We start from the raw sequence: 24,720 nt of genomic DNA, 5'->3' as shown, positions 1-24,720 counted from the left end.
AAGGGGGCGGTTGCGGGACCGCCCCCTGAAGGAGATTACAGACCGGTTTTGATGCGGGTCCAGGTCCGGGTCAAGACCTCTTCGAACTCAGGCGAGTGCGCCTTCATCACGAAGGCCTTGGCGATAGTCTCGGCCGGCGGATAGATGCCCGGATTCGACTTCACTTCCTCGTTTACGAACTCCAGCGCGGGCAGGTTCGGGTTGGCGTAGAACACGTAGTTGGTGATCGCCGCCACGACCTTGGGCTCGAGGATGTAGTTGATGAACTTCAGGGCGTTATCCGGGTGCGGTGCGTCGACCGGGATGGCGAGGAAGTCGAACAGTGTCGCGGCGCCTTCCTTGGGGATCAGGTACTTGACCTCGTTGCCCTGGGCGGCCTGTGCGGCAGCGTCGGACGCAATGAAGATGTCGCCCGAATAGCCGAGCGCCAGGCAGATTTCGCCGTTGCCGAGATCGTCGATGTACTGGCTCGAGTGGAAGTAGCGGATCGACGGCTTGATGCTGGTCAGCAGCGCTTCGGCCTTGGCCAGGTCTTCCTCGCTCTCGGAGTTCGGGTCGAGGCCGAGATAGTGCAGCGCAATGCCGGTGACTTCCGACGGGCTGTCGAGCACGGCGACGCCGCAATCCTTGAGCTTGGCGACCACCTCGGGCTTGAACAGCAGGTCCCAGCTGTCGATCGGCGCTCCGTCACCGAGCGCCGCCTGCACCTTGGCGACGTTGTAGCCGAGCCCGATGGTGTTGATCATATAGGGCACGCCGTGGGCGTTGTCCGGATCCTGCGAGGCGGCGGTCGCCATCACGGCCGGGTCGAGGTTGCCGAGATTGGTCAGCTTCGACTTGTCGAGCGGCAGGATCAGGCCGGCCTTGATCTGGCGCTCGAGGAAATTGCCCGAGGGAACGACGATGTCGTAGCCGGAATTGCCGGCCAGCAGCTTGGCGTCGACGATCTCGTTATTGTCGTAGACGTCGTAGTTCACCTTGATGCCCGTTTCGGCTTCGAAATTGGCGATGGTGTCTTCGGCGATGTAGTCCGACCAGTTGTAGATGTTGACGACATTGTCCTGTGCCAGGGCCGGCGCTGCGATGAGCAGCGCTCCCAGGGCAACGAGCAGCGGTTTGTGCATGGTGGTCTCTCCTTGATCAGTACCGCGGGTGGCCAGCGGTTATTGCCTCATAGCCCGGACGCGTGCGGCGCCGGTTGACGGATCGTGGGCGCAGGGCCCGGCGAATAGCGATGTATTGGGTGCGGTCGGCTCAGGTGACGAAAATGTCGGGGAGCGGGTGCGCGGGAGGGTAGGCCAAGCAGCGCGGGTGTCGCGCCGGGAGAATTCGGGTTCGCAATGTGCCCGGAGCCGGGCGCCCATCGATCCGGCGGAGGCTCCGGATCAACAATGACGGTAAGCAGTGACGTGACCCCTCGCGACAGGCCTTCCAGCCGGGCTGAAACCTAGTGGGAAATCCGACGTCGGGCAAGGGTCTTAGGGGCATCGGAGCCCCGCGCGGCGGGCCACAAAGTCGGGATGCGACGCGCCGCCACAGGGACGGGATTGGCGCCCGGGGCCGGGGAGTTGAACTCGGGCGGTTTTCGGTTCAAGGGAAGGGCAAAAGTCCTTTCCGAAAGAGCAACCCTCGTGAGCCTCAAGAAGCATCTGTCCATCTCGCCTGCGGTCAAGAAGGCGCTCGACGCCGGCCAGCCGGTGGTGGCGCTCGAATCCACCATCATCACGCATGGCATGCCCTATCCGCAGAATCTCGAGATGGCGCAGAACGTCGAGGCGGTGATCGAAAAGCACGGCGCCGTGCCGGCAACGATCGCCATCATGGACGGCAAGTTCAAGGTCGGCGTCACGGCCAAGGATCTCGAGCGGCTGGCGCAGACCGGCGGCAAGGCTGCCAAGGCATCGCGTCGTGACGTCGCGGCGCTGCTGGCGTCGGGCGAAGTGGCGGGCACCACCGTGGCGACGACGATGATGGCGGCGGAAGCCGCCGGCATCCAGGTGTTCGCCACCGGCGGCATTGGCGGCGTGCATCGCGGCGCCGAGACCACCTTCGATATCTCGGCCGATCTCGAGGAGCTTGGCCGCACCCAGGTGGCGGTGGTGTGCGCCGGGGCCAAGTCGATCCTCGATATCCCCAAGACTTTGGAAGTGCTGGAGAGCAAGGGCGTGCCGGTGCTGGGCTTCCAGACCGCGGATTTCCCGGCGTTCTGGGCCCGCCAGTCGGGCGGCAAGGTCGATCATCGGGTGGAGAGCGGCAAGGACGCCGCCAGGGTGATCGCGCTGCAGTTCGCGCTCGGGCTGGGCGGCGTGCTGGTGGCCAACCCGATCCCCGAGAGCGCGGCGCTCGACAAGGATGAGATCGAGGGCCGGATCAACGAGGCGATCAAGGGCGCCGAAAAGGAAGGGGTGAGCCGCAAGGAGCTGACGCCGTTCCTGTTGAAGCGCATCTTCGAATTGACCGACGGCAAGAGTCTGGTCGCCAATATCGCGCTGGTCGAGAACAATGCGCGCGTGGCGGCCGAAATCGCAGTGGCACTGGCCAAGCTCAACAAATGAGCGACAGCACCGGGCGGGTCATCGTCATCGGCGACGTGATGACCGATGTCATCGTGATCCCGGAGGGCCCGCTGGTGCGCGGCTCGGACCGGCGCGCGCAGATTACCCAGCGCCCGGGCGGCTCGGGCGCCAACCAGGCGGTGTGGCTGGGGTCGATGGATACGCCGGTCAGCTTCGTCGCCCGCGTCGGGGCGCGCGACAAGCCGCACCTCGAGGCGTATCTGCGCGGCTTTCATGTCGATCCGGTGCTGATCGCCGATCCGGTCAAGCCGTCGGGCATCCTCGTGGTCATCGTCGATGCGGGCGGGGAGCGGAGTTTTCTCACCGATCGCGGGGCGAACCTCGATTTGTCGCATTCGGATATGCCGGTGTGGCTGCTCGAAGAGACGCGCTACGTGCTGGTTTCCGGCTATTCGCTGTTTGCGGAAAAGCCGCGGCATGCAGCGCGCTGGATGGCCGGCGAGGCGCAATCGCGCGGTATCCCGGTGGCGGTGGACGCGGCCTCGGTGGGGTTCGTGGAGGAGGTCGGGGCCGAAAAATTCCTCGAGTGGACCAAGGGGTTCTCGACACTGTTCGCCAATGCCGATGAGGCGGTGGCGCTGGCCGGCAGCGACGATCTCGAGACGCAGATGCGGGTACTCGGGCCGAACTACGGGCGGGTGGTGGTCAAGCTCGGCGCCGGCGGCGCGGCAGTGGGTGATACCTCGGGTATCAAGCTGAAGCTGCCGGCACCGGCAGTGAAGGTGGTTGATACGACCGGTGCCGGCGATGCGTTCGCCGCGGCTTTCGTTTCGGCGGAATTGCGCGGGGTTGATCTCGAGACCTGCCTCAGGCGGGGGATCGAGGCCGGGTCGGCGGCGGTGACCAAGGTGGGTGGGCAGCCGGATTAGGGGGTTGAGAGCTGAGCCCTGGGTTAGCCGCATAAACCGGCCGTCATCCTGGCGCAGGCCTATGTGCCCTACGTTATGGTCGTGCCCACCCACCGGCTGTCATCCCAGCGAAAGCTGGGACCCATCTATCCGCTTGCGCTGCGGCGAGTTGGGTCCCTGCTTTCGCAGGGATGACACCGAGTTTGGGGCGCCGTCTGGTGGATCCGCTTCGCAGGGATGACAGCCCGTGGGTGGGCGATCGAGAGCCCAACTACTCCACTTCCATCCCGCACCAATCCAGCGGCTCCTGCACATATTTGCCGCGCGTGCCTTCGATGTCGCCGAGTTCGGCGATCAGATGCGAGCGGACGTCATCTACCGTGGCGTGCGGGGCGGTGAGGCCGCAGCCGCGGGCGAGCTGGTATTGCGCGTTGTCGATCGCGGCGACCTCCTTGCCGGCTTCGGTGATGCGTTTCAATAGCCGCAGCAGGTGGCCGTCGGGGGCGAAGTAGAGCCGGCCTTCCCGGGTGAGGGCGGGGCCGGTGGCGCCCTCAGCCACGTTGGGGGAGACCATCTCGGAATAGATGAAGGCAAGGCTGCCGTCGGGGCGGTAGCACGAGGTGTCGGTCTGGGTGGCGATGGCATCGATCAGCCAGGTCTGCACCAGCACCGAGGGGGCAGCGTCACCGCCATCGTGGAACTCAAAATGGTCGGCATAGCCGCCGTCGAAATTGCGGCGCCAGCCGGTCCAGTCGTTGGGAGCGCTTTCGAGCAGCTTCGAGCATGCGTCCCAGGCGGCGCGCACTTCGTCGATCTGCGGTTCGGCGGCTTGTACTGCGGGCGTGAGCAGCAGGGTCAGGGCGAAGAGCAGTCGGCGCATCGGAGGTCTCCGTTCCAGTGAACGCTAGAGCATTCACGAACGGAGTGCACTGCCTGCGATGTCATCCCCGCGAAAGCCGTTTGCGATGGTGCCGCAGGCCAGAAAACAGAGGTTTCCGCTTTCGCGGGAATGACCCCGGTGGGTGGGTCAGCAGTCAGGCTCAAGGCCTGTGCCCGTTACTCCTCGCGCAGGAAGCTGGCGGGGCGGGTGGAAAGCGCTGACCAGGTGGTGAGCATGCCGACGGCGATGGCGAGCGCGATGGTGCCGACAGTGACCCAGACGAGCAGCGCCGGATCGGCCCAGAAGTCGATCTCCAGCACGAACTCGACAAAGGCCCAGGTGCCGGCAAGGCCGAGCAACGCCGCGAGCACCGCGGCGAGGAGGCCGAGCAGGCCATATTCGACGAGGTAGGCGCGCAGCACGTCGCCGCGGGTGGCGCCGAGCACCTTCATCACCACGGCGTCGGATTCGCGCTGCTTGCGGCCGGCGGCCATGGCGCCGGCGAGCACCAGCACGCCGCTGACCACCGCGAGGCCGCCGATCACCTCGACCGCGGTGGTGACGTTGGCGAGGATGGCGGCAAAGGTTTCGAGCGCCTCGCCGACCGGCAGGAACAACAGCTCGGGGAAGTCGGCGACGAGGCGCTGCTGCACCGCGACCTCCTCGCCGGGTACGGCCTTGAGCAGGCCGAGATAGCTCAGCGGAAAATCGGCAAAGGCGTTGGGCGACAACACGAAGCCGAAGTTCACGCTGCCCGAGCGCCAGGCGTAATCGCGGAAGCTGCCGATCTTGGCCTTCACCTCCTCGCCGAAAACACGGAAGGTGAGGACGTCGCCGAGCTTCAGGCCGAGCGGTTCCTTGAGGCGCTGGAACACCGAAACTTCCGGCGTGCCGATGAAGTTGGGCGGCCACCAGCTGCCCTCGGTGATGGTGGATTGGTCGGGCAGGGTGTCGGAAGCGGAGAGCGGGATTTCACCCTCGAGCACGAAGGCGAATTCGGCCGGCGGCTTGCGGTTGAGCTCGGCGATCGGCGTGTCGTTGATCGCTTCGATGGCGCCGGTGACCATGGGCAGCGAGGCGAAGCTCTCGACCGATTTGTCGCCCACCGAAAACTCTTTCAGTGCGTCCACCTCGTCCTCGAACAGGTCCATGAAGACAAAGCTCGGGGCGTTGGGGATCGACTCGCGGGCGAGCTGGTGGCGGAGGTTCCCGTCGATCAGCGCGATGAGCAGCAGCAAGGCGAGGCCGAGCCCGAGCGACAGGATGACCACCGGGGCCGGGGCGCCGGGGCGCCAGATCGATTTGATGGCGTTGCGGAGCGCGGCGTTCCCGAGCGGCGGGATCAGCCTCAGGCCGCGTTGCAGCAGCCAGGCGGCGCCGCGCAGCACGAGGAAGGCGCCGAGGACGCCAATGGCGTACCACAGCACCAGCAGCGGACGGCCGGTGGTGAGGGCGGCCAGCGCATAGATGCCGGCGGCGGCGAGGCCGAGCGGCAGCCACAGGCCGGGCTTCAGCACATCGCGCCAATCGAGCCCGCCTTCGACGGCCGAGCCGGCGGAACGGAACAACAGTGCCGGTTTCAGCTTCTCGGCGCGGCGCAGCGGCAGGTAGCCGAAAGCGAAACCGGTGAGGGCGCCAAAGCCGGCGGCGGTCCACAGCGTAACAATGTCGACCACCGGCGGCAGCCCGAGGCCCAGCAGGCCACCGAGAATGGGCAGCAGCACCATGGTGAGGAGCGTGCCGAGCAGGAGGCCCAGAATGATGCCGGCGAGGGTGAGCAGCATCACCTGGGTCAGGAAGTGGACGAGGATGCGCGGACCGGTGGCGCCGAGCGCCTTCATGGTGGCGATGGAACGCTGGCGTTCGGTGACATAGGCGGAAATGGCATTGGAGACGCCGAGCCCGCCGACCAGCAGCGAGGACAGCCCGACGATGGTGAGGAAGCGGGCGAACATGTCGAAGAAGCGCGCGAGATCGGCCGTGGCGTCCTTGGGTCCGGCGAGCTTCCAGCCGGCTTTGGGGAAGCTGATCTCGATCGATTGCATCGCGGCATCGGGATCGGTGCCATTGAGCAGGATCTTGTAGCGGTAGCTGGCGAGGACGCCGGGCGCCAGGATGCCGGTGGCGTTGAGCGCATCGACCGACATCAGCACGGGGAGGCCGAACTGCAGGCCGGCGGTGATGCGGTCGGGCTCGGTGCCGATAATGCCGGTGAGGGTAAACGTGGCGTCGCTGATGGTGAGCTGGTCGCCAAGCTTGAGGCCCAGGCGATCGAGCAGCAACTGATCGGCGACGAGGCCGAAGCTGCCGTCGGCGCGAGGGGCGAGGAGCGAGGGCAGCGGGGCGTCGGTATCCTTGACGGTGACGCTGCCGATCAGCGGATAGTTGGCATCGACGGCACGGATGGCGAGGAAGCTGTTCTGCTCGCCGGCATCGGCGCGGCCCATCACCTCGATGACTTCGCCGAGTTTGCCGAGCCCTGCGAAAGCCTGCCGCTCCTCCGGGTTGGCGGCGCGATAGGAGAGCTGGGCCTCGATATCGCCCCCCAGCAGGGTGCGGGCATCGCGCAGCAGCGCCGATTGCAGCGCTGCGCCCACCGAGCCGACAAGGGTGATGGTGCCGACGCCAAGCGCCAGGCAGGCAAGCAGGATGGTGAAGCGGCGGAGGTCGCCGCGCAGGTCTTTCAGCGCCACCCGCAGCCAGCCGCGCAGGGTCGCGGCGGCAGTGTTCACGCCGGCACCCGCTCGCTGAGATGGCCCTCGTTCATGCGCAACTGGCGGTCGGCCTTCCTGGCCAGCGAGGGATCGTGGGTGATCAACAGGATGGCGGTGCCGCGCTCGCGGGCGATGCCGAACATCAGCTCGATGACATGGGCGCCGGTTTCCTGATCGAGGTTGCCGGTGGGCTCGTCCGCCAGCAGCAGTTTGGGGTTGCCGACGATGGCGCGGGCGAGGCCGACCCGCTGCTGCTCGCCGCCTGAAAGGGCGCTCGGCAGATGGGTGAGGCGGCCGGCGAGGCCGACATCGCCGAGCGCGGCAGCGGCGCGGCTCTGGATTTCGGCCCAGGGCAGCGACGGCTCGGCGATCTCGAGGGTGAGGGCGACATTCTCGAGCGCGGTCAGCGACGGGATGAGGTGGAAGTTCTGGAACAGGATGCCCAGTGCATTGCGCCGGAAGATGGCGAGCTGGTCTTCATTGAGCCTGGCGATATCGGTGCCGGCGACGGTGATGGCGCCCGTACTCGCCTGTTCGAGGCCGGACAGCACCATCAGCAGCGAGGTCTTGCCGCTGCCCGACGGGCCGACGATCGCTGTCACCTCGCCGGCGGCGAGGCTGAGGTCGACATCCCGGAGGATGTGCAGCGAAGTGGCGCCGCTCTTCAGATGCAGGTTGATGCCTTTGGCATCGACGACGGGAGCGGGCATGGGACGGCCGGTTTGCTGGTATTCACAAGCACATAGTGTGTCGCCGCTGCCGTTCAATGGAAAGGCCTGGCGAGGGACTAATCCATGGCGCGGCCTTCGGGTTCCGGCGGTGCCGCAGCTGTGACGAGGTTTGCGCCGCCATCTTAACCGTAGCGCGCGACGAGGGCTTGGGCGGGGCGGCGGGAATGCTATGGCAGAGGGTAAACGAAAGGTTACCCGGATGGCTGGCAAGCTCTACTCGGTCCAGTACCTGCGCGGCCTCGCGGCATTGCTGGTGGTGATCGCGCATGCCTCGGCCCATCCGCTGGCAGACCCGACCTACCTGCAACTGCGGCTGGGCCAGTTCGGGGTCTATCTGTTCTTCGTGATCAGCGGCTTCATCATGGTGGCGATCTCGGGTTCGGGGCCGTTCTCGGCGCTGGAATTCCTGAAGCGCCGGGCGATCCGCATCGTGCCGCTGTACTGGATCTTCACCACGCTCGCGGCGCTGCTGGCGCTGCTGGTGCCGACGCTGTTCAAGAGCACGGTGTTCACGTTGCCGCACTATGTGCAGTCGATGCTGTTCATCCCGCACGAGGCGCCGGGGCGTGGCGGCACCAGCCCATTGCTGAGCCTGGGTTGGACGCTGAACTACGAGGTGTTCTTCTACCTGGCATTCGCGCTGCTGGCCGCGCTGGCGGCAACCGGACGGGTGCTGACGCTGACGATCGCATTCGTGGTGCTCTACGTGACCGGCGCGACGCTCAAGCCGACCGATCCGCTGCTCAGCTTCTACATGACCCATGCGGTGCTGGCCTTCGTTGCCGGCGCCTGGGTGGGCCTCGGACAGATCAAGGGCGTGTTCGCGCGGTTGCCGAGCCCGGCGATGCTGGGGCTGGTGGGGTTGGCCGTCGTTGCGACGGTCATGGCGTTCGGGCTCGACCAGACTCCCCATGAGACGGCGCCGGTCTTCGTGGCGCTGGTCATCCTGGCGGTGGCGCTGCTGGTGCTGGGGCTGGTGCGCGAGGCGGTACTACCGCGCAGCGCCTGGCTGGAGAGGCTCGGAGATGCCTCTTACGCCACCTACCTGGTGCACATGTTCGTGGTCGGGGCGGTCGTCGGGGTCGGAACGCGCCTGCTGCCGGATGGTCCGCTCAGCTATTTCGGCATGGTCGCCGCAGCGATCGGCCTGGCGCTGCTCGCCGGAGTGATCGTCCACGAACGCATCGAAAAGCCGCTGCTGCGGATGCTGCACAAGCGGCCGGCGGCAGTGCGCGCGGCGGTGCCGGCGCAGTAGCGCCGGCCGCCAGCTCGGGTGGCTCAGTACTCGGTCATCGCGAGAAGGAACCAGGCGGCGTGCGGGAGCCATTGCTCGCTCCAGCGCCAGGATTGGAACGGGTCCTCGGTCTCGCAGAAGCCGATATCGGTTTCGTCTGAAAGCGAGGAGGTGATGCCGTTGCAGATGCCGCCATCGGCATTGGGGAACTTGGCGGGTCCGTAAATCGCCCAGTTGCGGCCAAAACCCTGCAGCATCGAGGCGTGGTAGGGGTTGAGGCCGAGGATCCAGTCCAGCGTCCGCTGCGACTGCACGCGCGCAAGCTCGGCGGCTTCGGCATCGACATGCGGCATGGCGCGGCGCAGCGCGTAGGCGAGGCTGCCGAGGCGGGCGTTCTCGCCCTGCCACCAATAGCCGCTGTCATTTCCGTGCGGGTAGAAGAACTGGGTGCCGATCTCGCCATCGCTGCGCTTCACCAGCTGGCGCGGGTAGGCGAAGGGGTTTGCCACCTCGGCAGTGATCTTGGCGAGCTGGCGGACCACCTTGCCGAGCGCGGCGGAGACGCGCGGCCGATCGGCCTCGGGGGCGATGGCGAGGTAATCCACCAAGGCGGCAATCGGCAGGCCTTCGTCGGAGGCGTGGAAGAACGGCCGGGTGTCGTTGTCGGCGCGCCACCAGCCATCATAGCCATGGCCGCCGGTCAGGCGGTCGAGCAGGCTCGTGGCGCGTTCGCCGGCCTTCACCAGGTATTCGGGCTTGTGGGTGGAGCGGCTGAGTTCGGTGGCGGCGAGCAGCGCGCAGTAATCGTCGATGATGTTTTCCTCGCCATTGTCGAGGTATGCGAGGTTGTGCACCTCGAGGTGGGCGAAGGCGCGCTCGGCGGTCGCCAGATACTCAGCGGCGGTGAATTCGCCGTCCTGTCTGAGCCGCGCGGCACGGGCGAGGGCGGCGATGGCCATGCCGCCGCCCTGCCGGTAGCCGGCTTCCCAGCTGTCGTGCTTATGGCCCTTCTGGGTGGAGTAGGAGCAGATCTCGCGCTGCGCCGTATCGCCCGACCAGCGGTCGAACACCGTCATGTAGAACATGCCCGCGGGGTCGCACATGCGCACCAAGAAATCGGCGCCCCACAGCGCTTCCATACGGAAGGCGGCGTGGAGGTTGGTATCGAGATGCGGGCAGATCGCCGCCTTCGACAGCGCCCAGACCACCAGCGGGGTCTGCTGCGGGTTCATGAAGTTGGCGTAGCTCAGATGGCTCAGATATTTCGACACGTCGCCCGAGGCGTCGTACCAGCCGCCATGCACGTCGACACGGGCGTTGCGCTTGTTGCCGATGAAGGCGATGGCGCGGTCGGCGCCGAGGTAAGGCTCCGCCGTGCGCTGGCTCCGGAAATAGCCGAGCAGCGCACTAGAGAAGCGCTCGGCGTAGAGCTGTTCGGCGATTTCGAACGGCTCCGAGACGAGGCGGGCGCCGGCGGCATCGAGGGCTTCGAGCAGGAAACGGCCGGTGCCGGTGAAGGCGGTGAACTCGGCGCTTTGCCAGCGCTGGGTCTTCCAGCGGTCGACGCCGGCGGCCGCGTCGGGCGTCGTCTCGAAGACGAGCTCGCCGGTCGCTGCGTCACGCAGGCGGAGCGCAGTGAAGCCGGGGCCGTCGCCGAGCGCCAGGACGGCGAATTTCGGGCCGGCGGCTTCGTAGCCGACCTGGTTGGTGGCGATGGCGCGGCTCGAAAACAGCTGAGGGTATTGGGCGTTGATCGCCAGGAGCTGGTTCATCCTTGGGGGTCCGGTCAGGTCAGAGGTGGTGGCAGCGGGCCATGTGGCTGTCGCCGACGGGTGTGGGGTCGGGCATGATTTCGCGGCAGATGTCGGTGGCGCGCGGGCAGCGCGGCGCAAACGGGCAGCCACGGCTTTCGGCGGTCCAGAGCGGGATATCGGCCGCACGACGGACCGCGGCGCCGGTGATCTTGTGCTTGGGGTTGGGCACCGCCGCGATCAGCAGCTGGGTATAGGGGTGGCGGGGGTGATCGGTGATCGCCTCGCTCGGCCCCTGTTCGACCAGGTGCCCGGCATACATCACGGCGGTTTCCTCGGCGAAGTAGCGGGCGGTGGCGATGTCGTGGGTGATGTAGAGCGCGGCGAGGTTTTTCTCGCGCTTCAAGTCTTCGAGCAGGTTGAGGATCCCCAGGCGAACCGAGACGTCGAGCATCGAGGTGGGCTCGTCGGCCAGCAGCACGGTGGGGTTGACCGACAGGGCGCGGGCGATGGCGACGCGCTGGCGCTGGCCGCCGGAGAGTTCGTGCGGGCGGCGCTTCAGATACTCCGGAGCGGGGACGAGACCGACCTGGGTGAGCAGGGCTTCGCTCTCGGCCCGCACCGCTTTGCTGCTGAGCTCGGGGCGATGGAGGCGCAGTGGCCGCTCGAGGATATAGCCGATGGTCTGGGTGGGGTTCAGCGAGCCGAATGGATCCTGGAAGATCATCTGCACTTCGGCGCGATAGTCGGTCAGCGCCTTGCCGGTGAGTTTTCCCACATCGGTGCCGCGGAAGCTGATCTCGCCGGCGGCCGGCTCGTAGACCCGGGCCAGCATGCGGGCGCAGGTGGATTTGCCGGAGCCGGATTCGCCGACCAGCGCCAAAGCGCGGCCGGGGGTGAGCTGGAGCGAAATGCCGCTCAGCGCCCGCAGCGTCGTGCGTTTGCCGACGAGACCGCCGAGCACGAAGCGCATGTCGACATCGCGCATCTCGAGGATGGGCGCTTGGCTCATGACAGCAGATGGCATGCTGCTTCTCCTCCGGTGGCGGGCGTGGGGCGGAGTTCAGGGGCAAGGCGCATGCAGACCGGGATGGCTTCGCCGCAGCGCGGCGAGAAGCGGCACCCCTCGGGCAGGGCGCTGAGGCTGGGCGGCGAGCCGGCAATGCCTTCGAGACGGACGCGCGGCCCGCTGAGCGGCGGGAAGGAACGGCCGAGCGCCCTGGTATAGGGGTGCTGCGGGGCGGTGAGGATAGCGCCGGCCGGCGCCACTTCCACCAGCTCCCCGGCATACATCACGCCGATGCGGTCGCAGAACTCGATCATCAGCCCGAGGTCGTGGGTGATGAACAGCACCGAAAAGCCGAAGCGGGCCTTGAGCTCGCAGATCTGCTCGATGATGTCGCGCTGCACCACCACGTCGAGCGCGGTGGTGGGCTCATCCATGATGATCAGTTTGGGCTCGAGCGCCAGCGCCATGGCGATGCAGATGCGCTGGCGCATGCCGCCCGAGAACTGGTGCGGATAATCGTCGAGACGGCGCGGGCTGATGCCGACCAGCTCGAACAGTTCGGCGGCACGGGCCAGGGTTTCGGCGCGGCTGGCTTTCGGCCGGTGCGCAAGGATGGCGTCTTCGATCTGCTCCGACACCTTGATCACCGGGTTCAAGGCATTCATCGCCGACTGGAAGACGAAGCTGACTTCGCTCCAGCGATAGCGGCGCAACCGCTCGGCCGAAAAGCTCAGCACGTCTTCTCCCATGAAACGCACGGCGCCGCCCGAGACGAGGCCGGGCAGCCGGGTAAGCCGGGCCAGCGCGAAGGCGACGGTGGATTTGCCGCAGCCGCTTTCCCCGGCGAGCCCGAAGGCCTCGCCGGGGCGGATGTCGAAGTCGATGCCGTTGACGGCGCGCGACACGGTGTTGGCGCCGACATAGTCGACGGTGAGGTTGCGGACCTCGACGAGGGGTGCGTCAGACAAAATCGGCCCTCCGGTTGCGGCGCCTCAAGAACCGGCGGATGGGGCCGATGCGGCGGGTGGCGGCGAGCTGCGGGTTGGTGATCTCGTCGACGGCGAAGTTGACCATGACGAGCGCCGCGCCGGTCAGCATGATGGCGATGGCAGGCGGCCAGATTTCGAACCAGGCGCCGGTCTGCAGGGCCTGCGCCCGCATGGCCCAGTAGAGCATGGTGCCCCAGGTCACCGAGTTGGGACTGCCCAGCCCGATGAACTCCAGCGCCGCCTCAGCGAGGATGCCGTAAATGGTGGCGAGCACGAACCCACCGACCACGAACGAGCTCATGTTGGGCAGAATCTCGCGCACGATGATCCGCCACTTCTTTTCGCCCATCAGCTCGGCGGCGAGCACGAATTCCCGGTTCTTCAGCGCCAGAGTCTGGGTGCGGATGGTGCGCGCACTCCAGCCCCAGCCGGTCAAGGCAAGGACGAGGCCGATTACGGTCGGCGACGCCTCCTCGATGAAACTGGCGAGGACGATGATCAGCGGCAGCGCCGGCAGCACCAGCGAGACGTTGACGAAGAAGGTCAGCACCTCGTCGGTCTTGCCGCCGAAATAGCCGGCGGAAATGCCTACGGCGAGGCCGATCAGGGTGGCCGAGAAGCCGGCGATGAAGCCGACGGTGAGGCTGGCGCGGCTGCCTTCGAGCAACTGGCTGAAATTGTCCTTGCCCTGGCGCGAGGTGCCGAGGAAGTGCTCGACCCCCGGCTGCACGTGCGGCTTACCGGCGCGGCGATAGGGGTCATAGGGGGTGATCAGCGGCGCCAGCAGCGCCAGGATCATGAAGATGGCGAGAATGGCGAGCCCGAACAGGCCCTTCTTGTTGGTGACGAACAGCTGGGCCCAGCCGGGGAGTCTCGCGAGGAGGCGCGAGCGCGGCTTGAGGCCGAGCTCGGCCATCAGCTCGCGCTGGGTCGGGGCGGTGAGCTCGGCGCGCGGTGGCGTGGTGGTAATGGCGGGGAGGATGTCGGTCATGGGGTGACCTCCAACAGCCAGGCCGGTGCGAGCGGGGGCAGCTTGCACAGAGCCATCATCATGCCCTCCCTGCCGAACGAAGACGGGGGTCGAGGATGACGTTGAGGACGTCGGAGGCGAGGTTGGCGACGAGCACGCTCATGGTCAGCAGGATCAGTTGCGCCTGGATGAAGGAATAGTCGCGGGTCTGGATGGCGTTGAGGGTGAACTTGCCGAGCCCGGGATAGTTGAACACCACCTCGGTGATGAAGGCGCCGCCCAGCACAAAGCCGATCGACAGCGCCAGCGAGGTGATCTGCGGCAGGATGGCGTTGCGCGCCACGTAGCGGTTGCGGATGCGCCGGTCGGATAGGCCCTTGGCCTTGGCGAGGAGGACAAAATCCTCGTTGAGCAGGTTGATCATGGTGTTGCGCATGCCCAGGTGCCAGGCGCCGAAGCTGACGATGACGATCGAGGCGACGGGCAGCACGGCATGCCAGGCGACGCTCAGCAGCGTTTCGAGGTTGAAGCCGGGGGTGAGGTTCATTTCGTGGGCCCGGCCGAGCGGGAAGATCGGCCACTGCATGGTGAAAGCGTACCAGAGCAGCAGCGCCACGACCGCCGGGGTGAAGGCGTTGAGCATCACGTTGATCGGAGTGAAGAAGGTGTCGAAGAAGCCGCCACGGCGCCAGGCCGACCAGATGCCCATGGTGATACCGATGCCGAAGGAGAGGGTGGTAGCGGCGCCGACGAGGACCAGGGTCCAGCCAGCGGCGTAGAACAACAGGCTCGCCGTCGGCTCGGGGAAATTGACCGTCGAGATGCCGAAATCGAAATGTGCGAGGCGCCAGAGATATTGCAGGTACTGGTCCCACAGCGAACCCGAAAAGCCATAGGTCTTGCGGATGGCGTCGATCTGGTCGGGCCGGAGCTTGCCGCGCAGCGACAACAGGATGCGGGTGGCCGGATCGCCCGGCATCAGCCGGGGGATCAGGAAATTGAGGGTGATCGCGACGAAGAACGCCCCGAAATAGAAGCCCAGTCTGCGGAGGAGGAAGGCCATTCCTGTTCCTGTCTGCCTGCACCGGCGTCATTCCCGCGAAGGCGGGAACCTAGCCTGGCCACTTGCGCCGTATCTGCGGCACCATCCCACTAGGTTCCCGCCTGCGCGGGAATGACGCCGGTGGGGGATGCGCAGTCGAGAGGGATGGCCCGGCGTCATGCAGGGCCATCCGAGATCAGCTTACTTCGCCACCGGCGTCAGGCTCAGCAGCACCTTGACGCGTTCGTGGATGCCGGCGGGGTTGTTGGGGCGGGCCCAGGCGTTGGACTCGTCCGGCCAGCCGGTGAAGTTGCGGGTCGAATACTCGTACCAGGCGGGGTTCGAGAACAGCGTGATCACCGGCAGGTTCTCGGCCACCTGCTTCATCACCGAGGTGATCTTTTCCTTCTGCACCGCGACGTCGGCGGTGGCGCTGATGGCGGCAAGATCAGCCTCGATGCCAGGGATCTTCATCTGGTGCATGGCTTGCTCGTTGAGCGTGCCAGGCACCATCGAGCGCGGGTTGAACATTGAATAATAGGTGAACCAGGGGGTCGAGCTCAGGTTGGTCCACATGATGTAGACGTCGAAATTGCCGGTCGGGATGTTGTCGAACCAGGCGCCTTCCTCGGGCGTCTCCATCTCGCCGTTGATGCCGATATCCTGCAGGTTTTCCGAGACGGTCTGCAGGGTGTTCACCCAGTCGTCCCAGCCGGCCGGCACGGCCATCTTGAAGGCGATCGGGGTGCCGTCGGGGTTGTCGCGCCAGCCATCGCCATCCTTGTCGACGAAGCCCGCGTCATCGAGCACTTTCTTGGCCGCTTCAGGATCATAGGTCATCAGGTACTGGTAGGGCGCCAGCGCCGCGGTATCGATCCAGTCCTTGTAGAACATGCCCTCGCCGATCGGGTACTCGGCCGGCGTGGTGAGCCCGAAAGTGGCGATGTCGACCAGCGTGCCGCGGTCGATTGCCATCGACATGGCCTTGCGGAACTCGAGGTTGTTGAACGGCGCCTTGGTGGTGTTGAGCTGGAGGTTGGTGCCGGCGTCGGGCGGCAGCCAATAGTGGTTGTCCGGGCTCTTCGATGCGTAAGTGATCTCGGGATCGGTGATGCCGTCGGTGGCCCAGTCGAGATCGCCATTGGTGATGGCGGCGATCACCTGCAGGTTGTCGGAAAGCTGCGGGTATTCGATGCAGTCGACCTTCACCTCGGCGGCTTCGCGATAGAGCGGGTTCTTGCAGAGCTTGAAGGCGTTGCGCGAGAAATCGCGCACCTCGGTGAAGGGGCCGGTCGCCACCACCTTGGGGTTGGCGTAGTTCACCGGGTCGGCGATGTCCTTCCAGATATGCTCGGGCAGCGGGAAGACCGGGCCGATATTGAGGCGCGCCAGCGAGTCGGCGGTCTTCAGCTCGAAGCGGACGGTGTGGTCATCGACCGCCACCACGTCGACGATCGAGCCGGTGTCCTTTTCGGCATTGTAGATGTCATAGCCGATGGGGAAATCGAGATGCGCCTTGGCGTAGTTGAAGGTGAAGACCACGTCGGCGGCGGTGAACGGCTCGCCGTCGGACCACTTGACGCCCTCACGCAGGTGGTAGGTGACGCTCTTCAGGTCGGCGCCGACTTCATATGAGGTGGCGAGCGCCGGAAAATCGTTGTCCGGGTGCCAGACATTGTCGATCCACAGCGGCTCATAGGCGAAATCCTGCACGTAAGCGTGCGGGCCGGTGAGGTTGTAGGGGTTGTAGTTCTCGACATGCGCGTCGGTATGGACCGGAGCGATGCGGATGATCACTTCCGCGTCGGCCGTTGTCGCGAAGGCGGCGGCAGTGAGCGCGGTGGTGGCGAGAAGGGTCAGTAAACGCAGTCGGTGCATGGCTTTGTCTCTCCCTGTGAGATCGATCCCATATCGATCAGCCGTTTGCAGTCGAAGAAGCTCCTGAGGCGTAGTTCTAGTTTTGTCGCGAGATCCTGATCTCGCTCTGGTCAACTGGCAGTCAGCGCCGGCGCAACCGTGCGGGGCGTCGGCGAAAGGCTCCGGGCCGGGCCGACGCTCTGGCGCATGATCAGCTCGGTGGGGATGGTGATGACAGGTGCAGCCGGCGGTTCGCCATCGAGGATGGAGAGCAGCAGGCGCGTAGCGACGCGGCCGGCCTCGTCGACCGGCTGGCGCACCGTGGTGAGCCCGGGGGTCAGATGCCGGGCGTGGAAATTGTCGTCGAAGCCGAGCAGCGAGATCTCCTCGGGGACCCGCTTGCCGGCGGCCTTCAGCGCCAGCAGCGCGCCGGCCGCGACGTCGTCGTCGCCGGCGAAAATGGCGGTGGTCTCGGGGCGCTCGACCAGCAGCCGGGCGGACGCCTGTTGGCCGAAGGTTTCGGAGAAGCTGCCATGCTCGACATAGATATCGTCGCGGGCAAGCCCGAAGCCGGCCAGTGCCGCGTCGATGCCGCTGAGACGCTCGTGCGTGTCGCGATAGATGGTGCCGCCGGAGAGATAGGCGATGTGGCGGTGGCCCTGGTCGAGCAGCAGCCGCATGCCGGCTTCAGCACCGGTGGCGTTGTCGATGGTGACGCGGGCGCGGGCCGGTGGGCACTCGTTGCCGCCAACGGTGACCACCGGGGTCTTCGAGCGGGCGATGATCTCCAGCACGTCGTCGCGCAGGGCGTTTTCGAGATAGAGGATCAGTCCATCGCAGGCGCGATCAAGTAACTCGATGATGGCGTGCGCCTCCTCATCGCGATCGGCATAACCGGAGGCGACGATGATGCTCTTGCCGGCGCTGCGCGCCGTTTCCTGCATACCGCCGATCATCTGGGCATAGAACGGGCTCGAGACGTTGACGACGACGCCGCCGATAATGTCGGATCGGTTGGAGCGGAGGCCGCGTGCCATGGTATTGGGGCGATAGCCGAGTTCCTGGATCGCCGCTTCGACTGCCTTGCGGGCTTCGTCCGAGACGTAGCCGTTGCCGGCGATCAGCCGTGAAACGGTAGATCGTGAAACGCCGGCCTTCTTCGAGACGTCGGTAATCGTCGCCATGGGAACCCGACATGAGATCGATCCCACATATCAGCGTGATGCGGATGGCGTTGTCAACGGGGTGCGGTGAGCTGACCGGAATCCGGTAGACATGTTCAGTTGTTCAACCGGAGAGAACCCCGCGCTTGTTCCCGAGGCCATGGAGGTCGCCCACTGAGAGCGCATCTAGCGTCTGACCCGCCCGAAGAGAGTCTCAGACGCCGCAGCCACCAATGGGCCTAGCCTCCAAGGCCAGTTTTCGCGGTCATCAAGGCTTAATTGACTATATGGAGCGGATCGATCTCACTGCCGCGCTTCTCCAACGCGTCACGGATTGCCGAGACGACGTCCTTGTCGACAGGCCATTGTCGTCTCGCATTCTCAACGAGCACCGGCTGCACTCCAACCTCACTTGCGAGTGTGGGCACGCTCAATCGGGATGCCTTCATGTGGCGCTCGAGTCCGTAGAATACGAGGCAGTCCTCCAGTGTAGGGTCGGTCTGGAAGGTTCCCGCAGTTTGATATTCGACATGAGCCGATCGTCTCGCCGAATTAAACAGCCTCATGTTCAGCGCCGTAAATATCTGGTGCGCTTTGACATAGAGTTTCGCTCGTCCTCGAAGCGCGTCGCTGACAGTGTTCACGTGGCACTCAGCAAAGGTCCCGATTTCGTCCAGAGTCGCGCCCGCACTCGCCAGGAGCGCTTCGCCACCAATAAGGCGTGCCTTGCGGGTATAGAGCGGTTGCACCGGGCTCCCTAAGCCCATCTTGGTGGTCCTTGTTGGATCATGTGGGGCATTGTGACGCCACCGTCACACTTCAGCAATCGCCTTGAAGAGTCAATGTGCTGGTGTTATCTTATGAAAGAATAGATCGAAGGACCGAGCGGGCCATGAAGTTTTCATTTGGCAGGAAGCGTGATCTCACCAGCGCATTCTCCCGGCCCGTAACCCACTTGGTACCGGAAGGCAAAGTGCATCCGAATGGAAGGTCCATTCAGATCGAGAATATTACGATCGATTATCGTGATATTTCCCAAGCTGTTATCAACGAAGACACTGTGTCCGGCAACGGTGTTGGCGGCTCCGTTTACCTACGCACGATTCCATCCCACGGCAATCCGGGACGCGAGGTGAAGGTTTTCAATTTCACGCTCGACGACAAGGCGTTCAAACTGACGTCCGATGCGTTGATAACGGTGGAAGCTCAGGGAGCCTCTGTCATGCGTCGGAAGGGCCCAGATGACGTGTTCCGGGATCTCTTTTTCTTTCAAGGCTAACTTTTAGGTTGGAACACCCAACTGGTGCCGACGCTGATCCAGCCAAGAGCGACTTGGACGATCCTTGCGAGTCCCGAGAATTTTCCGATCCAAAACCCGGCTGAGTTCAACCCGATTGTCTTTGGGATGATCTTTCCGGCGAGGAGGATGGGAACGGTCGTCGCGACGAAGACCAACGATTTTTGGCTCGTCAGATCGAACTTCATTGGAATGCCGGGTGGCAGGACGAGGTAACTTTGAAGCCACGCATAAATGGCGGTGAGGTCGATCACCAAAGTAGGGGCGATTTGGCTCGCTAACGCAATCGGCAAAACAATGCCCAAGGATAGGTTGAGCAGGACGCTAAGGGATGCAAAGGCACCAACGATCTCCGCGCGATCGATTCCGCTGGCCATTCGATGTCGCCCCACCAGGACGTTCCGGCGCGCCTGGAGTTGTGCCAGAACCTTGACGGTCTTCTTGGTCATGGCGGCGGCATTTCCCGCTTCCGCAGTGGTCTGTACCCAGGTCTGGCCAAGCGCGTCGAGTTCTGCTGTGGCTTTCTCAGCGACGGGGTTCTGATCGCTATTGATCGTCGAATAGGCGGCTTCCATGCAGCTCGACCAGAACGACAAGGCTACAATAGAGGCGATCGTCGTCCAGAACAGAACGCCATTCGACACGTATGCATACTGACCGAAGACAAACACCGCGGAGCTTGCGATGACAGTCAGGGCGACCGCAGCCGTGCATAGCCAGTTGCGCCAGCCGCTGTGCCGTTGATGCTGCGGTTGCGTCATTATTTGCCCCTCGTCCGGGGGGCAACGATACGATTGCTCCTTTCAAAGTCAAGGCGATGGAAAGCGTCGCCGTTCGTTTGCTCTATTGTCGCGGCATCCACAATTGACTGAAACGCACGGAACTGCTGGATCACCGATGGGCGGTGGGACAGCGATTGTTCAGCGACAGTCGAATCGAGCTGGTTTGAGAGCCGTAACCGAGGCGGGCAGCGTCCAGCGGAAGTGGAAACGCGGTGGCTAGAACGCTGAAGGTAGTTCGGATTGAACAAAGCCAATGTCTTACTTGGTTGTCCCACCAAGCAAAACCGCTAGCTAAGTCCTTGACGGAAATCGAAGTGGTGGAGCTGAGCGGACGCTCCGCTGAGCCAGATTTACCTTTTAAAATCAATCGCTCTGCGACGCTGCTGCCACCTAATGTGTAGCAGATAGGTGCTGCGCCTATCAAGCGATAGAGTGCCAACGGTACTTCGTTCCAAGGCCCAGTAAAAGTCGGAACGGCTAAGAACCGCAGCGCGTGGCAGGGTAAAGAAGCGCACGTATTTGCAAGCACCTTGACCATTGGCGGTCCTTACCCCACGTTCATGTTGGACGGGGGCACAATGAATAAACCCGCACTTGTAAGGCAGGTCTACTTAGAACTACGCGCATCGGTTAAGGGAACCGTTGCTTCAGGTGACCTCCTAAGGCTCGCCAATGAAATAGTGCGCGCCTATTCGGATGAGACAGCATCTCTGACATATTTTGCCGATCCCCGGGACGGCAATTCATTTGATAGGCTTAGCGTAGATCGCGCCATGAGCGACGGCGGATGGCAAATTTTGGAGTATGAAGGGCGTTTCCTTCGGTCCCTAGACAACGTGGGCGGGGATCAGATTAGGTATCTGCGGACGCGAGTGGAAAGATTGTTGGGGCCAGAATGGCGGTATCAGACGTAAACGGGATCGCTCTAGCTGCAAAGGAGCACCTGCTATCGGGGGAGCCCCTTACAAGGCTTGAAGCGTTGGTCCTTTTCGGCCTGTCGAATTTGCCCGAGCTTGTCTATGAGTTGCGAGGTCAGGGCTTCGTAGTCGATACGAGGAAGATCGCCTACGCTGCGGCGATGGTTCGAATTAACAAACACGCGGTGCTCAAGCCTCCGCCGAACCTTCCTATCCGCGAGATCATGTTGACTGAGTATCGTATCAGCAGGTGAGGCGGCTATTCTCTAAGCGTCAGAGATTTATCCTTTGGCTGACGGGTGGGGGAAAGTGCGCCATATGTGGCAGGAAGATCGGCAGGAGTTTTCATGCTGATCACGTACTCCCTTTTTCGAAGGGCGGCCCGACGCTCATTTTGAATGGGCAGGCCCTATGTTCCGACTGCAATAGCAAGAAGGGATCAGCCGTAATGCAACTACGCGAATGGCAGAGCAAAGCTCGGCAGCAAGCGCTAAAGTGGTTGGTCGAGGATGCTACAGACCGGCACTTCCTGATCAACGCCGCGCCGGGGGCGGGCAAGACGATTGCGGCTTGCGTGATTGCCAAGAGCCTCATTGACATGGGGCTAATCGATCGTGTGGTTGTCATCGCGCCCCGAGTGGAGGTGGTCCGCCAGTGGGCTAAGGATTTTCACCAAGTAACAGGCCGGTTCATGGCCCGAGTAACGGGCGCAGACGAGCAGGTCGATCTTGACGTGTGTGCCACGTGGGCGGCGGTGCAGAGCCTTCAGGATGCCTTCCAAGCCCTCTGCAGCAACTCTCGGGTTCTCGTCATCTGTGACGAGCATCATCATGCAGCCGTAGAGGCAGCTTGGGGTGTGGGAGCGGCGGGTGCCTTTTCGGAGGCCAAGTATGTCCTCATTCTCACCGGGACACCCATCAGGTCTGATCGCCAGAAGTCGCTGTGGCTTGCCTACGATGACGCTGGGGCGATCGACTTTCCCGAGGGTGGAACCTACACCCTAACCTACGGTGAGGCTGTTGATCTGGACTATTGCCGCCCAGCGACCTTCCATAGGCACGAGGGCAAGTTCACAGTCGATCTTGAAGATGGCGAGAAGGTTTTGGTTTCTGGCCAGAGCGAAACCGAGCTAACGCCCACCCTTAAGCGAATACCCGGCCTACAGCGGGCTCTGAACTTTTATCGGCTGGCGTGCACGCCGCAGTACGACGTCGGGACGACGCTGCCAAGGGTCGATGGTTATCAGGGCACGATGGTTCAATGGGCCAGCGAGAAGTTGAGCGACTTGCGCTATCGCATGCCTACGGCAGGTGGGCTGGTGATTGCTCCGTCCATCGACGTCGCAGAGTACATGGTCGATTTGATCGAACGGATCGAGGGTGAAAGGCCCGTGCTCGTTCACCACAATACGCCGAACGTGGAGAACAAGATCGATGGGTTTCGTCACACTGAAAAGCGATGGCTAGTATCCGTCGCTATGATCAGCGAAGGGGTGGACATTGCACGTCTGCGGGTTCTGATTTACCTCCCGTATGCTTTGACCGAACTCGCCTTTCGACAAGGCATCGGCCGTGTCGTGCGGTCGGCTGGCCCCGACGATGACACCCGTGCGTACGTTGTGATGCCATCGTTCAACACACTGGAGGAATATGCTCGTCGTGTCGAAGACGAGATGTCCCCCAAGGCGCTGAAGGACGAAGGGCCCGCGAGGACCAAAAAGTGTCCGATCTGCGAAACCGAGGCTCCGCTTGCCGCCACCACGTGCGAGGCGTGTGGGCACGAGTTCCCGAAGCGGCCGCAGCAGTTCAAGCCCTGCCCGGACTGCGGTGGTCTCAATCAACTCAGTGCCAAGCAGTGTCAGCACTGTGGACACAGTTTTGCGACCGAGTTCACGTTGACGCTGGACGAAGCGCTCCGGCTTGGCGCGATCTCTCGCGGCATGGACATTGACGAAGACGACGTTCAAGAGGGGGAAGCAATGGCAGGCACCGTTCGGAGGCAAATCCTCGCTAGCGGCGATGCCAAGATGCTGAAGATCATGCGGCAGCTTCCCGAGGAAACTTGGGGCAAAGTGAAGAAGATTTTCACTGGGGAGAGCTAGGCGCGTCTATGCTCGTTGAGCTTGGTTCTGCTCCATGGGTGCGATCGAGGGGACCAGCAGGTCATTGACCGTTGAACCCAGTATCAATCCGGCGTGCACTCTCTGGGCATTTCGCCGAAGTTTCTCGATCCCTACGAGTTTTCCAAACGTGCTCCCAAACTGTCGGCAGAGAACGTCTTCAATCGCCTTGAGAGACAGTCCATCCGGTGTAGCGCTGGTTAAGTCGTGCAGGGTCTCGGCCGCATCCGAGAGGTAGTCCAGAAGGGCGAACGGCCAAGTGCCTCCGGGCCCCTTACGGCTCCACACCGATTGCATGCGATCGATGTCCATCGCTGAAATGTCGCTGCGAATTGTAGCGAGTGCCAGCGTCAGTCCGTCGGTTCCGGCTGGCAGGAGGGGCCCGAGCACGTCGGAGGACATTGCAATGCTGTGTATGTGCTTGGAACTCCCAAAGTAGAACTCCATCGCCCAAAACCAAGGCTCCCTGAAGGTGTAATTCCTGAGTTCAAAGCGAACACCGCTCTTCAAGTGGAGCGAGGGAATAGCGAACCGGAAGCGTCGGTCTAGGCTGTACTTCCTGCCACTTGTTTCCGGCGACGTCTGCGGCGGCGCGGCGGTGGGTAGGGCAAGCTTTTCACTATGGTCTGAGACGGGAACAAGCGACAGGGCGGGAACGCCGCAGATCGCCTTTCCGATCAGATAGGCGAAAGGTGGTGGCATCGCATTTCCGATCATCTCCGCCTTGTGGGCGTGGCGATCCGCGAAGAACTGGAAGGTAATGGGAAATCCTTGCAAGGACGCCTTCTCACGCAACGTGAGGCGCCTATGTGTGCCAGCGGAGCCGTCCTGAATGACGATGCTCTCACGTGAGACGCGGGTGCACGTCGCAGTGACTGTTCTCGATGGGCGATCTAGCCGGTCAGGAAAGGGCATCGCGTTATAGATCGTATGCAACCGCTTAGCGGCCCGGTTGATCCGCATTTCCTCGGCGTCGAGGGGGGCTTCTTGAACGTGGTCCCTCAGCGAAGCCCTCGCTACCGAGACGCCGTACAGGGGATCCTTTACTGGGTCCTGAGCTAGCGCCGCAACGACATCGCCGAGCGTTCGTGCCGGCAGCCTTCCCGCGTATGTTGAGAGTAGGTCAAAGTCGATGTTGCCGACTAGGCATCGTTGCCGCTTCTGCGGTAGCCCAAACTCATTTAGGTCGAAGACGCGAATGTCATGGCGCAATCGGCCGAACCGCGCCAGTCGCCCCTTGGGTGCTAGCTCCTGACGAATGATTGAGGCGAGCCGAGGGACGTTTTCCATGACCCAGTATCGGCAGTTCGTAGCCTCGACAATTTCGAAGAAGCGCCGAACGTCCACCAACCCATCACCAATGTCTCCTTGGCCTCCTCGGTTCGAGAGAGAAAATTGGGTGCAGGGCGGGCTCCCCACTACGATGTCAATGCCAGCGGGAAGGGAGGTTAGGTCAACGGTTCTAACATCTACTGTGGCGGTGGGATGAAGGTTGTTCTCTCGGTTGGTCGTGTTGGCGTGTTCTCTCCATTCGTACGAGGTGACAACATCGATACCGGCAAGGCGCAGGCCCAGAGACCAGCCGCCGACACCCGAATACACATCAATGGCTCGCAACCGCCTCGCCCCCGCGTTCTTTCCGAAGCAGGCATAGACCATGCCACGGGTGGTTGCATAGATCTATAGGCGGCGTTTGCGCACCTGCTATGGCCGAGGGCCTACCGCAAGGCAATTGCAACCGACCAGCTAACGAGTTGGCGCTCCCGCCCACGGGGGTTCTGCGCATGCAATTGAAAGTCGCCAACTCGACCAGCTTGAACAAACCCCACCAAGTCTGAGAA

20 protein-coding genes and 1 pseudogene are annotated in these 24,720 nt (G+C 63.6%); 7 read left to right on the top strand and 14 right to left on the bottom strand.

Features of this window, described 5'->3' with window-relative positions:
* Positions 1–35: 35 nt before the first annotated feature.
* Positions 36–1,124, bottom strand: a complete 1,089-nt coding sequence (locus ASC89_RS00390) for a polyamine ABC transporter substrate-binding protein (protein WP_055993755.1) — start codon at positions 1,122–1,124, stop codon at positions 36–38.
* 507 nt (positions 1,125–1,631) lie between these two features.
* Here ASC89_RS00390 and ASC89_RS00385 point away from each other — a divergent pair.
* Both ASC89_RS00385 and ASC89_RS00380 read left to right on the top strand, forming a co-directional pair.
* Positions 1,632–2,555 (top strand): pseudouridine-5'-phosphate glycosidase, encoded by a 924-nt coding sequence (locus ASC89_RS00385; protein WP_055993752.1) that lies wholly within the window; start codon positions 1,632–1,634, stop codon positions 2,553–2,555.
* A complete protein-coding gene (locus ASC89_RS00380; protein ID WP_055993749.1) occupies positions 2,552–3,445 on the top strand; it encodes a carbohydrate kinase family protein in 894 nt (297 codons plus the stop codon). Before ASC89_RS00385 ends, ASC89_RS00380 begins: the two co-directional genes overlap by 4 nt.
* A gap of 250 nt (positions 3,446–3,695) precedes the next feature.
* Here ASC89_RS00380 and ASC89_RS00375 read toward each other — a convergent pair whose 3' ends face one another.
* From ASC89_RS00375 to ASC89_RS00365, 3 genes are all read right to left on the bottom strand, one after another.
* Positions 3,696–4,304 (bottom strand): hypothetical protein, encoded by a 609-nt coding sequence (locus tag ASC89_RS00375; protein ID WP_055993746.1) that lies wholly within the window; start codon positions 4,302–4,304, stop codon positions 3,696–3,698.
* 176 nt (positions 4,305–4,480) lie between these two features.
* Positions 4,481–7,036: an ABC transporter permease gene (locus ASC89_RS00370; RefSeq protein WP_055993743.1), complete on the bottom strand. Its 2,556-nt coding sequence runs from the start codon at positions 7,034–7,036 to the stop codon at positions 4,481–4,483.
* The gene (locus ASC89_RS00365) at positions 7,033–7,728 is read right to left on the bottom strand and encodes an ABC transporter ATP-binding protein (RefSeq protein WP_055993740.1); all 696 of its coding nucleotides are present in this window, start codon (positions 7,726–7,728) and stop codon (positions 7,033–7,035) included. The genes ASC89_RS00370 and ASC89_RS00365 overlap by 4 nt, the downstream gene beginning before the upstream one ends.
* Before the next feature lie 220 nt (positions 7,729–7,948).
* Here ASC89_RS00365 and ASC89_RS00360 point away from each other — a divergent pair, with 220 nt between their 5' ends.
* Complete coding sequence (locus ASC89_RS00360) at positions 7,949–9,004, top strand: acyltransferase (protein WP_055875437.1); 1,056 nt, start codon at positions 7,949–7,951, stop codon at positions 9,002–9,004.
* 23 nt (positions 9,005–9,027) lie between these two features.
* Here ASC89_RS00360 and ASC89_RS00355 read toward each other — a convergent pair whose 3' ends face one another.
* The 8 genes from ASC89_RS00355 to ASC89_RS00320 form a co-directional block, all read right to left on the bottom strand.
* On the bottom strand, positions 9,028–10,755 hold the full coding sequence (locus ASC89_RS00355) for a glycoside hydrolase family 9 protein (RefSeq protein ID WP_082527888.1): 1,728 nt from the start codon (positions 10,753–10,755) through the stop codon (positions 9,028–9,030).
* 19 nt (positions 10,756–10,774) lie between these two features.
* The gene (locus tag ASC89_RS00350) at positions 10,775–11,761 is read right to left on the bottom strand and encodes an ABC transporter ATP-binding protein (RefSeq protein WP_055993737.1); all 987 of its coding nucleotides are present in this window, start codon (positions 11,759–11,761) and stop codon (positions 10,775–10,777) included.
* Entirely contained in the window at positions 11,743–12,711 is a 969-nt protein-coding gene (locus ASC89_RS00345; protein ID WP_156384439.1) for an ABC transporter ATP-binding protein, read from the bottom strand. The genes ASC89_RS00350 and ASC89_RS00345 overlap by 19 nt, the downstream gene beginning before the upstream one ends.
* Positions 12,704–13,723: an ABC transporter permease gene (locus ASC89_RS00340; RefSeq protein ID WP_082533098.1), complete on the bottom strand. Its 1,020-nt coding sequence runs from the start codon at positions 13,721–13,723 to the stop codon at positions 12,704–12,706. Before ASC89_RS00340 ends, ASC89_RS00345 begins: the two co-directional genes overlap by 8 nt.
* Before the next feature lie 58 nt (positions 13,724–13,781).
* Positions 13,782–14,765, bottom strand: coding sequence for an ABC transporter permease (locus tag ASC89_RS00335; RefSeq protein ID WP_055993729.1), 984 nt, complete (start codon positions 14,763–14,765; stop codon positions 13,782–13,784).
* 180 nt (positions 14,766–14,945) lie between these two features.
* The gene (locus ASC89_RS00330; RefSeq protein ID WP_055993726.1) at positions 14,946–16,622 is read right to left on the bottom strand and encodes an ABC transporter substrate-binding protein; all 1,677 of its coding nucleotides are present in this window, start codon (positions 16,620–16,622) and stop codon (positions 14,946–14,948) included.
* A 110-nt stretch (positions 16,623–16,732) separates the two neighbouring features.
* Positions 16,733–17,785 (bottom strand): LacI family DNA-binding transcriptional regulator, encoded by a 1,053-nt coding sequence (locus ASC89_RS00325; RefSeq protein WP_055993723.1) that lies wholly within the window; start codon positions 17,783–17,785, stop codon positions 16,733–16,735.
* A gap of 254 nt (positions 17,786–18,039) precedes the next feature.
* A complete protein-coding gene (locus tag ASC89_RS00320; RefSeq protein WP_156384438.1) occupies positions 18,040–18,513 on the bottom strand; it encodes a hypothetical protein in 474 nt (157 codons plus the stop codon).
* Positions 18,514–18,656: 143 nt separating this feature from the next.
* Between ASC89_RS00320 and ASC89_RS00315 the strand changes: the two genes are divergently transcribed.
* Entirely contained in the window at positions 18,657–19,043 is a 387-nt protein-coding gene (locus ASC89_RS00315; RefSeq protein ID WP_055993717.1) for a hypothetical protein, read from the top strand.
* Here the strand turns inward: ASC89_RS00315 and ASC89_RS00310 are convergent.
* A complete protein-coding gene (locus ASC89_RS00310; RefSeq protein WP_055993712.1) occupies positions 19,040–19,822 on the bottom strand; it encodes a hypothetical protein in 783 nt (260 codons plus the stop codon). The genes ASC89_RS00315 and ASC89_RS00310 overlap by 4 nt on opposite strands.
* Before the next feature lie 916 nt (positions 19,823–20,738).
* Here ASC89_RS00310 and ASC89_RS00305 point away from each other — a divergent pair.
* The 3 genes and pseudogenes from ASC89_RS00305 (at position 20,739) to ASC89_RS00300 (ending at position 22,861) form a co-directional block, all read left to right on the top strand.
* On the top strand, positions 20,739–21,014 hold the full coding sequence (locus ASC89_RS00305) for a helix-turn-helix domain-containing protein (RefSeq protein WP_055993708.1): 276 nt from the start codon (positions 20,739–20,741) through the stop codon (positions 21,012–21,014).
* A pseudogene (locus ASC89_RS28745) lies at positions 21,011–21,196 on the top strand (HNH endonuclease); the annotation flags it as partial. The gene ASC89_RS00305 and the pseudogene ASC89_RS28745, both read left to right, overlap by 4 nt.
* A gap of 12 nt (positions 21,197–21,208) precedes the next feature.
* On the top strand, positions 21,209–22,861 hold the full coding sequence (locus tag ASC89_RS00300; protein ID WP_055993705.1) for a DEAD/DEAH box helicase: 1,653 nt from the start codon (positions 21,209–21,211) through the stop codon (positions 22,859–22,861).
* A gap of 6 nt (positions 22,862–22,867) precedes the next feature.
* Here ASC89_RS00300 and ASC89_RS00295 read toward each other — a convergent pair whose 3' ends face one another.
* Positions 22,868–24,538 carry a DNA cytosine methyltransferase gene (locus ASC89_RS00295; RefSeq protein ID WP_082533096.1) on the bottom strand — a complete coding sequence of 557 codons (1,671 nt, stop codon included), beginning with the start codon at positions 24,536–24,538 and terminating at the stop codon, positions 22,868–22,870.
* Positions 24,539–24,720 lie beyond the last annotated feature (182 nt).

This window comes from Devosia sp. Root413D1, from assembly GCF_001425235.1.
Classification (GTDB): Bacteria; Pseudomonadota; Alphaproteobacteria; order Rhizobiales; family Devosiaceae; genus Devosia_A.
Note: the sequence above shows the minus strand (reverse complement) of the source record. Positions and strands in the feature narration are given on the sequence as shown.